Here is a 12,831-nt window from a genome sequence, read left to right on the forward strand (position 1 = left end):
GGAAACTATCGCCTTCATGTGCACGTCCACGTAGGTTGTCAGGGAGCGGCGACGTTTATGCTGCGAGGCGCACTCTGCTGCGGGGCGGAAGTCCGCCCCGCAGCGGGAGCCGCTCAGGCGCGAGACGGGGAGCCCAGCTCCACGGGTTCTTCGTCCACGAGGTAGGCCTCCTCGGCGTGGGCGGCCATGTCGATGCCGCGAAGCTCGTCCGTGGGGTCGATCCGGAGCCCGACCGTGCGCTGAACGATTTTCGCGATGACCCACGTGAGCACGAACGAGTACACGAGCACGGCAGCGACAGCGATCGCTTGGACGCCAAGGAGCTGGAACCCACCCCCGTAGAACAGTCCGTTCATCTTGTTGGGCGCGGCGTCGGTGGCGAACAGCCCGATGAGCAGCGTCCCGATGATCCCGCCGACGAGGTGGACACCGACGACGTCGAGCGAGTCGTCGAAGCCCAGGCGATACTTCCACTCGATGGCGAGCGAGCAGACCACTCCGGCGATGGCCCCGATCGCTATCGCGCCGAGCGGGTTCACAGCGCCACAAGCGGGAGTGATCGCGACCAGGCCCGCGACGAGACCGGAGGCCGCACCGATGCTGCTCGAGCGCCCGTGGCGGAAGCGCTCGAGCGCGATCCAGCCGAGCAGTCCGGCGGCGCCCGCGATGGCGGTGTTGAGGAAGACGACGGCGGCGCTGTTGCCCGCCGTGAGGGCTGACCCAGCGTTGAAGCCGAACCACCCGGCCCACAAGAGGCCCGCCCCGACAAGGACGAGCGGGCGGCTGTTGGGGCGGACGTGTTCGCTCTTCGGCCACCCAGCGCTGCGCCCGAGCACGAGCGACAGGGCAAGGGCCGCGACGCCCGAATTGATGTGGACCGCGGTCCCACCCGCGAAGTCGATGGCCTTGATGCCGTTGAGGATCCAGCCGCCCACCACACTGCCATCAGCCGAGGACGCGGCGAAGACCCAGTGAGCCACCGGGAGGTAGACCACGGTGGACCAGATGCCGGCGAACAGCATCCAGGCGCCGAACTTCATCCGGCCGGCCGCGGCACCGGCGATGATCGCCGTCGTAATCCCAGCGAAGAAGAGCTGGAAGGCCGCGAAGACCGCCGCGGGGATCGGAGCTTTGGGGTCTTCGGGAAGGATCTGCCCGAGTCCGAGGTATTCCGTGACGTTACCGATGAGTCCGAGCCCTCCGACGGAGTTGCCGAAGACGGCCGAGTAGCCGAACAGGGCCCAAAGGACGGCTACGACGCTCACGCCGCCGAAGCACATCATCATCATGTTCAGGATGCGGCGCGAGCCGACCATACCCCCGTAGAAGAGGGCGAGCGCGGGGATCAGCATGCAGACCAGGGCCGAAGCGGCCAAGATCCACGCGGTGTGACCGGTGTCCATGGGAGTTCCTATCTGGGGAGCGGAGAAGGGGAACGCAGCATCAGTTGAGCATTGCGATGAAACCACGATCACTGACATTCAACCCTCATGGGTTTCGGCGCCGTAAAATCCACCTCTCCCCGACCGTTGGAGAGATTGTCGCAACACAGCTTTTACACGCCTGGCGTTGCCGCGAAGCCCCCCGCATGCGTAACTAGATTCAACAGAGTTTCACCACAGGGAACTTTCGCTCTAGATTGGATCCAGGATGACAGCCCTCGCCTCAGACGCCTCGTCGGTCCGCGACCTCCGGGAATCCCCGAGCCCACTGGCCGAACTCGTCGCCGCCCACCGCACGAGGTTCATCCTCGCGACCTTTGTCGACCTGAACGGCAAGCCGTGCGCCAAGCTCGTCCCCGCCTCCGCCCTCGCCGACCTCGAAGCCGGCAAGCTCGGCTTCGCCGGCTACGCCGCCGGCCTCATCGGGCAAAAGCCCCAAGATGGGGACCTCTGCGCGGTCCCGGACCCCTCGAGCTTCACGCCGCTCGACGCCGTCCGCCCGGGACTCGCGCTCGTCCACTGCGACCCGCATGTGGACGGAAAGCCGTGGCCTTACGCCCCGCGCGTCGTCCTCAAGAATGCTCTCGCGCGCCTTTCAGAGAAGGGTATGACCGCGAAAGCCGGCGCCGAGGTCGAGTACTACCTCGTGACGAAGGCCGACGGCGGTGCCCTCGCCACCGCGGACACGAACGACGACGGAGCACACCCGTGCTACGACGCTCGCGGAGTGACACGCATGTTCGAGCACCTCGCGGAAGTCTCCGACGCCATGAACGCCCTCGGCTGGGGCAACTACGCCAACGACCACGAGGACGGCGCAGGCCAGTTCGAGCAGAACTTCGACTACGCCGACGCGCTCGTCACGGCCGACCGCGTGGTCACCCTGCGCTACCTCCTCAACGTGCTCGCCGAGCAACGGGGCATGGTGGCTACCTTCATGCCCAAGCCGTTCACGAACCGGACGGGCAACGGCCTCCACTTCCACCTCTCGCTCTGGAACGAGACCGGGGACGAGCTCTTCCCCGCCGCGGAGTGGGACACGGCCCAGGGACAGGACCGGCATGGGCTCGGCTTCTCGGACACGGCCTACGGATTCGTCGCCGGCATCCTCGACCACGCCCCCGCGCTGCAGGCGTTCCTCGCCCCGACCGTGAACTCGTACAAGCGGACGGGCGCGACCGCGACTGAGTCCGGCGCCACGTGGTCCACGAACAAGGCCTCTTACGGAGGGAATGACCGCACCCACATGATCCGCGTCCCCGACGCCCACCGCATCGAACTCCGCTCTGGCGACGGTTCCGCGAACCCGTATCTCGCGATCGCCGCAGCGATCGCCGCAGGTCTCGACGGCCTCGAACGAGGGCTCGACCCCGGCGCTCCCTGCGGGCCAGGTGAACGGCGCGCGGACGCGCGGGCGCTTCCCCCCACCCTGCTGCACGCCGTCCAGGCACTGCGCGCCGACCCGGTCATGCTCACTGCGCTGAGCGGCTCCGAAGAGGTGGGCCGGTACTACGCGTCGGCCAAGGAAGAGGAATTCCTCGAATGGCACAACCACGTCACGCCGTGGGAGGTCACCCGCTACCTGACCGCCGTCTGACGCCTTCCTGACATTCCCCCGCCCGCCCACCCTGTATGCCCGACCACCCCATCCTCACCACACGAGAGGAACCCCCATGTGCGGAATCGCCGCCCTCCAGCTGCGCAACCCCAAGCTGCGTGACGAGCTTGGCTCGCTGCTCACCACGATGCTGTGCGAGATCGTCGACCGCGGCCCCGACTCCGCGGGCCTCGCAGTCTACGACAACCCCACTCTCACCACCGACGGCCGCTCAACCCTCAGCCTGCTCGGCACGGGACTCGGGATCAACGCCGCGCAGCTCACCGCCCTCCTTCCCGAGGACTCCGCGGCAGAGGTCGCCGAAGTCGGGGACACGACATTCGTCTCGGCCGAGGTTCCCGCCCAGGAACTCGCGGATGCAGTCGCCGCAGCGCACCCGCAGGCCGTGATCGCGGGCCGCGGCGAGCGCGTCGCCGTCATGAAGAGCGTTGGCCATCCCCTTGAGATCGCAGAACGCTACGGGCTCGGCGCGATGCACGGAACCCAGGCGGTGAGCCATACCCGCATGGCCACGGAGTCCGCGGTCACGGCGGGCGGGTCCCACCCGTTCTCCGTCGCCGACGATCTCTGCCTCGTCCACAACGGGTCGTTCTCGAACCACGCCTCGGTCCGCCGCGAGCTCAAGAGGCTCGGCGTGCAGTTCGACTCCGAGAACGACACCGAGGTCGGCGCCCGGTATGTCGCGCACCGCCTCGAGCAGGGCGACGACCTCGAGACGGCGCTCGTGAACCTCGGCGAGACCCTCGATGGCTTCTACACGCTCGTCGTCACGACGGCGGACAGCATGGCCGTGGTCCGCGACCCGATCGCGTGTAAGCCGGCCATCATCGCCGAGACCGAGGACTGGGTCGCCATGGCCTCAGAGTTCCGCGCCCTGGCCGAGCTGCCAGGAATCGAGAACGCCCGCATCTTCGAGCCCGAGCCCGGCAAGGTCTACACCTGGTCGCTCTGAGCACCACGCCGCACCCGCGCCCTCCCTCACCCCGCTCTCCCTCAGGAGTCCCCATGACAACGACACTCGACAACGTCGAGGCCCAGCGCACTTCCGTCCAGACGTTCGACCTCAAGCTCGGCGGCGTCCGCGAACTCAACAAAACCCTCCACCACGCCACGGACGGCGACACTTTCGCCGTCGACCATCCAGGCGGCAAGCACAGCATCGCTGTGGGCGTGAACGCGGAAGTGGACATCGAGATCAATGGCCACGTCGGCTACTACGCCGCCGGGATGAACCAAGGCGGGCGCATCACCATCAACGGCAACGCCGGAGTCGGCGTCGCCGAGAACATGATGTCGGGCGCAGTGCACGTCACGGGCGACGCTTCGCAGTCCGCAGGCGCCACGGCACACGGCGGACTGCTCGTCATCGACGGCAACGCCTCCGCCCGCTGCGGAATTTCGATGAAGGGCATCGACATCGTCGTCGGAGGGAACATCGGGCATATGTCGGCCTTCATGGCCCAGGCCGGCCGGCTCGTGGTCTGCGGCGATGCAGGCGAGGCCCTCGGCGATTCCATCTACGAGGCCCGGCTCTACGTCAAGGGCACCGCTGCGTCCCTCGGCGCCGACTGCATCGCCAAGGAGATGCGCGAAGAGCATCTGGCCGAACTCGGCGAACTCCTGCGGGCCGCCGGCCGCGACGACGACCCAGCCGACTTCACCCGCTATGGCTCCGCCCGCACCCTCTACAACTTCCACGTCGACAACTCGAGCGCTTACTAGGAGACGGCCATGACCCTCACTGCACCAGACCAGACCGTCGCACCTGCCCTCCCCGCGCCCGCCCTGGCCGAGCTCGGCCTGCGCGAGTCCGCCACCTTCGACCGCGCCACGATCGCCGACATCCAGCGCGCTGCCGAGACCGGCATCTACGACATCCGCGGTTGGGGCGCCAAGCGCAAGGTCCCGCATTTCGACGACCTGCTGTTCCTCGGCGCCTCCATGTCCCGCTACCCGCTGGAGGGCTACCGCGAGAAGTGCGGCACCGACATCGTCCTCGGTGACCGCTACGCGTCCAAGCCGCTCCGCCTCGACATCCCCATCACCATCGCCGGCATGAGCTTCGGAGCGCTCTCCGCCAACGCCAAGGAGGCGCTGGGCCGCGGCGCGAGCGCCGTGGGCACCTCCACGACAACGGGCGACGGCGGCATGACGCCGGAGGAGCGCGGCCAGTCCAAGCACCTCGTCTACCAGTACCTTCCTTCGCGCTACGGAATGAACCCGGACGACTTGCGCAAGGCCGACGCAATCGAGGTCGTGCTCGGTCAGGGTGCCAAGCCCGGCGGCGGGGGCATGCTGCTGGGCCAGAAGATCACCGAGCGAGTGGCCGGGATGCGCACCCTTCCCATCGGCATCGACCAGCGCTCGGCCTGCCGCCACCCCGACTGGACGGGCCCGGACGACCTCGAGATCAAGATCGCCGAACTGCGCGAGATCACCGACTGGGAGAAGCCGATCTACGTCAAGATCGGGGCCTCCCGCCCGTACTACGACACCGCCCTCGCGGTGAAGTCCGGCGCCGACGTCGTGGTCCTGGACGGAATGCAGGGCGGCACCGCCGCGACCCAGCAGGTCTTCATCGAGAACGTCGGCATCCCCACCCTCGCGGCCATCCCCCAGGCGGTCCAGGCCCTCCAGGAACTCGGGATGCACCGCAAGGTCCAGCTCATCGTCTCCGGCGGCATCCGCACCGGGGCCGACGTCGCCAAGGCCATGGCCCTCGGCGCCGACGCCGTGGCCATCGGCACGGCCGCCCTCATCGCCCTCGGAGACAACAGCCCCCGCTACGCCGCCGAATACGCCAAGCTCGGCTCCGCCGCCGGCTACTACGACGACTTCCAGGACGGCCGAGACCCCGCGGGCATCAGCACCCAAGACCCCGAGCTCTCCGCCAGACTCGACCCCGTCGCAGGCGGCCGGAGGATCGCGAACTACCTGCGCGTGCTGACCATGGAGGCCCAGACCATCGCCCGGGCGTGCGGCAAGGCCCACCTCCACAACCTCGAGCCCGAGGATCTCGTCGCCCTGACCATCGAATCCGCCGCCATGGCCCGAGTCCCGCTCGCCGGGACCTCGTGGATCCCGGGAGCGACCGGAGCGGGGCTCTGATGCCCGACTCCTTCGACTACGTGGTGGTCGGAGCCGGACTGGCCGGCGCCGCCACCGCATGGCGGCTCTCCCAGCACGGCCATCAGGTCGCCGTCGTCGAACGCTCCGAGCCCGCGAATCATGCCGGCAGCTCCCACGGCTCCGCGCGCATCTTCCGCTACGCCTACCCAGATACCGGCTACGCAGCGCTCGTGAAGGAATCCCTCGCCGGCTGGAAGGAGCTCAGCGCCCTGGCGGGCTTCCAGCTCATCACGCCCACCGGCTGCGTGGACCACGGCGAGCACCGCAAACCCCGGGAGCTGGCAGAAGTCCTTGCGACCGTGGGGGTCGCCCACGAGCTGCTTTCCCCAGAGGAAGCCAAGTCGCGCTGGCCACAGTTCGCCTTCGACACCGAGGTGCTGTGGCATTCGGGTGCGGGGGTGATCGACGCACACGAGAGCGTTCACACGATGGTGCGCGCCGCCGTCGCCCACGGCGCACGCCTTTACGAAGACTGGACCCTGGCCACCGCAAGCCGATCCGGCGCCGGCTACCTCCTCACGAACGAGTGCGGAGAAGAGCTGCTGGCCGGGAATGTGGTCATCGCCGCCGGCGGCTGGCTCCCCACGCTCCTTGGCGGCCTCGACCTTCCCTCGGCCTTCCTCGCCTCGCTCCCGGCCCTCACGGTCATGCAGGAGACGGCCTTCCACTTCCCCTACCGGGAACAGCCCGACCCCGGGACGTTCTGGCCGACCTTCATCCACAAGCGGCCCGGCATCCAGACCTACGGACTCCCCGGCGGCCGCGACGCCGACTTCCGTGGGCAGAAGCTGGCCGAGTTCAACGGCGGCAGGGCGATCGCCGACGCCTCCGCCCAAGACGGGCTCATCGACCCCGCGCACCGCGAACGGATCGTCGACTACGTCAAGCAGTACGTCCCGGGCCTGCTTCCCGAACCGTACGCCGAGACCACATGCCTGTTCACCGACACCCCCGACGAGGAGTTCGTCATCGACACCGCGCACGGCATCACGATCCTCTCCCCCTGCAGCGGCCACGGTGCGAAGTTCGCGCCGCTGCTGGGCGAGCTGGCGGCAGACCTCGCCACCGGAGATCGCGAGATCCCGCTGCGGTTCCGGCCCTCGCTCGTCGGCGCCGGGAGGCGGGCGTGAGCGCGGCACCTTCGACTGGCACAGTGCCTTCCGATCGGGAGCGGACGACGGCGGCGCGCCGGGCGGGCGCAAGCGTCGCCGGGCTGATGGCCGAGATCGCGGATGTCGGCAGAGACGGCGCTCGGGGAGGCTACAGCAGGCCCGTCTATTCGACCGCCGAGCACGAGCTCCGCGAGTGGTTCGTCGACCAGGCCGCTCGGCGGGGTCTGGACGTCGAGACGGACCGCAACGGGATCCTCTGGGCCTGGTGGGACGCCCCAGGCTCCGGCCGGCACGACGCGGTCGTCACCGGCAGCCACCTCGATTCCGTCCCGGGAGGGGGCGCCTTCGACGGTCCGCTCGGCGTCGCCTCGGCGCTGATCGCCGTCGACCGCCTCCGCGAACGCGGACTGACGCCCGGCAAGCCCCTCGCCCTCGCGGTCTTCCCCGAGGAGGAAGGCTCCCGCTTCGGAGTCGCGTGCCTCGGCTCGCGGCTGCTCACCGGCCTCATCGACCCGGACAGGGCCCGGACACTGCGCGACCCCGAGGGGAACACCTTCGCCGACGTCGCCGCGAAGGCCGGCCTCGACCCCCGGTTCCTCGGCCCGGACCCAGAGGCCGTGGGCAGGATCGGCTCCTTCGTCGAACTCCATGTCGAACAGGGCCGCGGACTCATCGACCTCGGCCAGTCCGTCGCGGTCGGCTCGACCATCCTGGGCCACGGACGGTGGAGGATCACCGTCGCCGGCCAGGGCAACCACGCCGGAACCACGCACATGGAAGACCGGCGGGACCCGCTCGTCGCCGCGGCGGCGATCGTCCAAGCTGTCCGCGAGGCTGCCCTCCGGCACTCGGGTGCGCGCGCGACTGTCGGGCGCATCGTCCCCGTGCCCGGCGGGACGAACGTGATCGCGTCCTCGGTCAGCCTCTGGCTCGACGTCCGGCACGTCGACGACGCCGTGACGGCCGCCGTCGTCGAACGCATCCATGCCGACGCCAGGCGAGTCGCCGCCGTCGAAGGCTGCTCCGTAGAACTCCGCGAAGAATCGCTGAGCCCGACCGCCCACTTCGACCCTGCCCTCAGACACCGCGTCGGGGAACTGCTCCCAGAGGCACCGACCCTGCCCACCGGGGCGGGCCATGACGCAGGCGTGCTGGCCGCGGTGCGGCCGACCGCCATGCTCTTCGTCCGGAACCCCAGCGGCATCTCCCACTCCCCCGAAGAACATGTGGAGGACGACGACGCCGAGGCGGGCGCCGCGGCCCTCGCCGACGTGCTCGCGGGGCTCATAGGAGGGGCATGACAACACCCGCTGCCTATACTCCCTCCATGACGACAGAGGACATGCCGCTCGACCAGCCCGCCGGATCTCTCGAGGTCGTCATCGCAGGGCAGGTCAAGCGGTACCGGCACGAGGCCGGCATCTCGGCCGCGGAGCTGGCCGTCCGCACCGGCCTCTCCAAGGCCATGGTCTCCAAGATCGAATCGGCCAGCACATCGTGCTCCCTCACCACCGTCCAGCGCCTCGCCCAGGCCCTCAACGTGCCCGTCACCGCGCTGTTCCAGGGTGCCGACACCGAGCGCGAAGCCACCTTCACGAAGGCCGGCGAGGGCAGTGTGACCGTCCGCACGGGCACGCGTCATGGCCACGAGTACCGCTCACTCGGCGCGCTCAAACGCCGGGAGAACCCGATCGAGCCGAGCCTCGTCACCCTCACCAGCGCTTCGGACGTGTTCCCGCTGTTCCAGCACCCCGGGACCGAGTTCATCTACATGCTCGAAGGCCGCATGGTGTACGGCCACGGCTCGTACGAATACGAACTCGCCCCCGGCGACTCGCTCGTCTTCGAAGGAGAAGGACCCCACGGCCCCCTCCGCCTCCTCGAGCTCCCGATCCGATTCCTCGCCGTCGCGGCTCGCTAGAAGGGCCCTCGCTGCCCCTGCTGCCCACGCCTAGAACGCGGGGTTGACACCTGTATGGCGTGGATTCTGCAGGTGCGCTGTGTAGAGATTGTGCGGCCAGCTAGCAGGGGGCGCCTTCTCAGGCACTTCCAGCACCTGCTGTACCACTGCATCGGCCAGGACCCGTTCGATGTCGGCGCGCGGCCACTCGCTCTCCTGCTTCCTCCGAAGCTCAGTGGCATCCGGCAGGATGTCTTCTCCGAAGTCCATCAGCACCCCGAGTCGGATCACGCGAGTCAGGCCGCCACGTGCTTCGGCGATATGGGGCGATGTGTGAAGGGCGATAGCGTCCCATACTTCCTGCACCTGCGCTCCGGATAGCTCGGATTGGGCTGCCAGGAGTTCGGCCGCCGCATTGGCGCCGGTCACCTCGAAGCGTAGTGGCGAGCTTGCTCCGGCGGCAGTTCCCACGTCGTGGAGCAGTGCGGCTCCCCAGACCATGTCCTCGGGTATGTCGATGTGCTCGCTTTCGGCTATGAGCCGCGCAAAGGAACCGACCCGCACGGAGTGATGCAGGATGGGCGCTGAAACCCGGGCCGACACGTACTCGTGCACGATGCGGATGAGAGGACTGTCAGGAACGGGCCAGCGCATTCTGTTAGCTCTCCAAATGGTCGGGGTCGACAGGATTGATTCTCCCCCACCAGCGCGAGATCGGTCGGCCGGGGAGCGGACCATCCAGCGTCTCGTGCGCCCAGTCCCGCGGGCCGGAGGCGATAATCGGTGGGTGCCCTCCTACGCCCCGCTGACGCCCGACGCGCTGGTATCCATGGTTGCCGACCGCTGCCTGGTGCGCGCGGACCGGACCAGGGTCGCTGTCGACGGCGCGGAAGCGGCCGCGCCAGCCGACTTCGCAGGGAGGATCGCCGCGAGACTGCGCTCAACGGGCCGACCCGCGGAGGTGGTGGAGCTGAAGGATTTCCTGCTGCCGGCCTCCCAGCGGCTGGAGTTCGGCCGTGAGGACCCCGACAGCTACCGGGAACGCTGGTTCGACTTCGCCGCGCTGGCCCGCGAGGTGCTGGACCCGCTCGCCGCACGGGGAGCTGCGCAGTGGCTGCCGCGGCTGCGCGACCCGGAAACCGACCGCTCGGTCCGCGCCGAGCGGCAGCCCGCGCCCGATGGCCTGGTCCTGCTGGTGGCGGGGCCCATGCTGCTGGGCCGCTGGCTGGACTTCGACCTGTCCGTCGCTTTACGGGTCGATGAGCGTGTGCTCCGCGAACGCACGCCGGCGGAGCTCGCTTTCACGGTGGAAGGCGTCCTTGAGCACGAGAGAGAAAACCGCGAGGAACCCGACATCCTGGTGCGATACAACCACCCAGAACGGCCCGCCGTCGCGGTTGCCGCCTGATCGCGCCCGGCCGGCAGTAGGTGGGTTCCTTTCTGAGCGCGGACCTGCATCGATCAACGGCGGCTACTGAACCGGGGGTGAGGCGGAGTCGAGAGAGGTCTCGAAGGTCTGGACGTAGTCGATCGCGGCCTGAAGGGCGTCTTTCAGCGGGGTCGTGTTCCGCTGGACCTGGGAGAGGAGCATGCCGCCCTGGAACGCCGAGAGGAGCAGGTTGGCCAAGCGGGAGGGATCGGCGTCGACGCTGATGCGGCCGAGTTTCTGCATGCGCTGAAGACCGTCGCGGAAGATGTCCCGCCACCGGTCGAACGCGCTCGCGAGCTCATCGTGGACGTCGAGGTCGGTCTTGATGATCTCGCTCGCGAGGGACCCGAGGGTGCAGCCTTCCTGATGGGCACGCTCGAAGCCGACATAGAAATCAGCCCACTCCCGCAACGCATCCAGGCTGTCGAAGCTGGCGAACCGCTCACTGCGATGGAACGAGAGGACTCGCTCCGCACGCCATTCGATGACGGCCAGCACGAGGCTCTCCTTGGTCGGGAAGTAGTGGTTGAGCTGGGACCCGCTGACGCCGGCGGCCCGTCGAAGCTGCTCGTTGTTCGTCGCGTGGACGCCCTTGGTGTAGATGAGCTCCGCCGCCTGCTCCAGGATCCGCTCGCGGGTCGCCTGTCCTTTGTCGGTGAGCTTTCGAGGCTCTCGGATCTCCGCACTGGCTTTCATACTCCAATCATAGACTGACAGTGGGCTTGACAGCCCACTTTCAAGAGCGCTTAATGGAGGAAGTGGGCTAGCAAGCCCAAAAAATCCATGGGTCGAGATCACGGTTCACAGCCGCCTTCATTCCCGGCCCCCAGGAGGTGTCTGCTGTGCCACGACCGAACGTCCGTGTCGAACAGGAAGTAGGACCAGCGAAAGACAAGATCGGCAGCGAGCAATCGCTCTGGCTAGCCTTCGCTTCAGCAGTCGTCGCCTTGCTCGCTTCGTTTGCCACGGTGGGATCGACGATTCCGCTGTTCAACATCTACAGGGCCCAGGACGGGTTCAACAGTGCCGACATTTCCCTGACTGTGGTCGCCTACTCGGTCGGCACTCTCGGGACACTGTTGGTCATGGGCCGTCTGTCCAACCATGCGGGCAGGCGCCCCGTCTCCATCGCCAGCCTCGCCTTCCTGATTGCGGGAACCCTGACGCTGTTGAACGTGCATCACATCGGCATCCTGATCGTCGGTAGGCTGCTGATGGGAGTCGGTGCCGGGTTGGCCAGCAGCAGCCTTACCTCCTACATCGTCGACGCGGCCCCGGCCAAGCCGGCGTGGCTGGCGTCCGTGGCCTCCAGCCAAACGGTCATGCTCGGGCTGGCCGTGGGCGCCGTTGCATCAGGTGCCCTGGTCCAGTTCGGGCCCTGGCCCCGCGACCTCGTATACCTTGTCGACACCGGCTTCCTCCTGCTCGCAGCAACGATGATCGCCGTCAGCCCCGAAACCGTGACCAGAACAGCGGGCGGTTGGCGGTCACTGCGGCCCAGCGTCCGCGTGCCGGTCGGGGCCAGGCATCTGCTCCCCGTCGCGTCCGCGGTCTTCCTCGCTACCTGGGCAACCGGCGCCTTCTACCAGGCCTTCGTTCCGGCGCTGGTCCAAGACCAGCTCCGAACCAGCAGCCCGCTCGTCCTTGGACTGGTGTTCGCCGCCTACATGGGCTCGAGCGCGTTCGGGGCTCCAATCGGCGGCCGGTTCACAGCGGCTGGCGCTCAGCGCATCGGCATGGTCGGATTCGCCGTGGGGTGGATCGGCCTCATCACCGCGATCGCCACCGGGGCGCTGCCGCTGTTCATCGCGGCAACCGTCCTCGCCGGCGCCGGCCAGGGCATCGCCATCAGCGCCGCCACCCGGGCCCTCCTGCACGGCGGAACCTCGGCCGACCGGGCACCGATCCTCGCAGTGGTCTACCTCATCTCCTACAGCGGCGCGACTGCCCCCAGCCTCATCTCGGCTCAGCTCTCCGGAGCCTTCTCGCTGCCGCAGCTCGCACTCGGATACGGGGGCCTCGCGCTCCTCGCCACACTGTTCACGGCCCTCTCCGCGCACAATCCCCGTACACCAGCGATCAGCGAAAGCCGCGTGCGCCAAGCTGCCAAAGCGCCCCAGGGGAACAGCCTGTGACGATGGGAACGGGAGCCCGAGCCACCTGCCACCGCATCCCATGGCACAGATCACTTCCCCGGATAA

The 12,831-nt window shown here is 68.3% G+C and carries 12 protein-coding genes; 9 read left to right on the forward strand and 3 right to left on the reverse strand.

Translation table 11 applies throughout. The features are described 5' to 3' along the window. Positions 1-113 precede the first annotated feature (113 nt). On the reverse strand, positions 114-1,403 hold the full coding sequence (locus E6A26_RS07930; protein WP_136610652.1) for an ammonium transporter: 1,290 nt from the start codon (positions 1,401-1,403) through the stop codon (positions 114-116). Between the two features lie 247 nt (positions 1,404-1,650). Between E6A26_RS07930 and glnT the strand changes: the two genes are divergently transcribed. The 7 genes from glnT to E6A26_RS07965 all read left to right on the forward strand — a co-directional run bounded on the left by glnT (position 1,651) and on the right by E6A26_RS07965 (position 9,222). Beyond that, positions 1,651-3,039 carry a type III glutamate--ammonia ligase gene (gene glnT / locus E6A26_RS07935; RefSeq protein ID WP_136610653.1) on the forward strand — a complete coding sequence of 463 codons (1,389 nt, stop codon included), beginning with the start codon at positions 1,651-1,653 and terminating at the stop codon, positions 3,037-3,039. Positions 3,040-3,115: 76 nt separating this feature from the next. Beyond that, a complete protein-coding gene (locus E6A26_RS07940) occupies positions 3,116-4,012 on the forward strand; it encodes a class II glutamine amidotransferase domain-containing protein (protein WP_136610654.1) in 897 nt (298 codons plus the stop codon). A 53-nt stretch (positions 4,013-4,065) separates the two neighbouring features. Beyond that, positions 4,066-4,782 (forward strand): GltB/FmdC/FwdC-like GXGXG domain-containing protein, encoded by a 717-nt coding sequence (locus E6A26_RS07945; RefSeq protein WP_136610655.1) that lies wholly within the window; start codon positions 4,066-4,068, stop codon positions 4,780-4,782. A 9-nt stretch (positions 4,783-4,791) separates the two neighbouring features. Beyond that, the gene (locus E6A26_RS07950) at positions 4,792-6,168 is read left to right on the forward strand and encodes an FMN-binding glutamate synthase family protein (RefSeq protein ID WP_211129026.1); all 1,377 of its coding nucleotides are present in this window, start codon (positions 4,792-4,794) and stop codon (positions 6,166-6,168) included. After that, a complete protein-coding gene (locus E6A26_RS07955) occupies positions 6,168-7,319 on the forward strand; it encodes an FAD-dependent oxidoreductase (protein WP_136610656.1) in 1,152 nt (383 codons plus the stop codon). The genes E6A26_RS07950 and E6A26_RS07955 overlap by 1 nt, the downstream gene beginning before the upstream one ends. A gap of 23 nt (positions 7,320-7,342) precedes the next feature. Further along, the gene (locus tag E6A26_RS07960; protein WP_268815243.1) at positions 7,343-8,602 is read left to right on the forward strand and encodes an allantoate amidohydrolase; all 1,260 of its coding nucleotides are present in this window, start codon (positions 7,343-7,345) and stop codon (positions 8,600-8,602) included. A gap of 26 nt (positions 8,603-8,628) precedes the next feature. Beyond that, positions 8,629-9,222 (forward strand): helix-turn-helix domain-containing protein, encoded by a 594-nt coding sequence (locus tag E6A26_RS07965; RefSeq protein ID WP_234865204.1) that lies wholly within the window; start codon positions 8,629-8,631, stop codon positions 9,220-9,222. 30 nt (positions 9,223-9,252) lie between these two features. On the opposite strand, the gene E6A26_RS07970 is transcribed toward E6A26_RS07965, so the two are convergent. Next, positions 9,253-9,816: an HD domain-containing protein gene (locus tag E6A26_RS07970; protein WP_168928699.1), complete on the reverse strand. Its 564-nt coding sequence runs from the start codon at positions 9,814-9,816 to the stop codon at positions 9,253-9,255. A 172-nt stretch (positions 9,817-9,988) separates the two neighbouring features. Here E6A26_RS07970 and E6A26_RS07975 point away from each other — a divergent pair, with 172 nt between their 5' ends. Next, positions 9,989-10,609 (forward strand): nucleoside/nucleotide kinase family protein, encoded by a 621-nt coding sequence (locus E6A26_RS07975; protein ID WP_211129028.1) that lies wholly within the window; start codon positions 9,989-9,991, stop codon positions 10,607-10,609. Between the two features lie 63 nt (positions 10,610-10,672). On the opposite strand, the gene E6A26_RS07980 is transcribed toward E6A26_RS07975, so the two are convergent. Next, entirely contained in the window at positions 10,673-11,326 is a 654-nt protein-coding gene (locus tag E6A26_RS07980) for a TetR/AcrR family transcriptional regulator (RefSeq protein WP_136610659.1), read from the reverse strand. Positions 11,327-11,472: 146 nt separating this feature from the next. Between E6A26_RS07980 and E6A26_RS07985 the strand changes: the two genes are divergently transcribed. Further along, the gene (locus E6A26_RS07985; protein WP_268815245.1) at positions 11,473-12,765 is read left to right on the forward strand and encodes an MFS transporter; all 1,293 of its coding nucleotides are present in this window, start codon (positions 11,473-11,475) and stop codon (positions 12,763-12,765) included. Positions 12,766-12,831: the final 66 nt, after the last annotated feature.

The sequence above is a fragment of the Sinomonas albida genome (assembly GCF_004919045.1).
In the GTDB taxonomy this organism is placed as follows: Bacteria; Actinomycetota; Actinomycetes; order Actinomycetales; family Micrococcaceae; genus Sinomonas; species Sinomonas albida.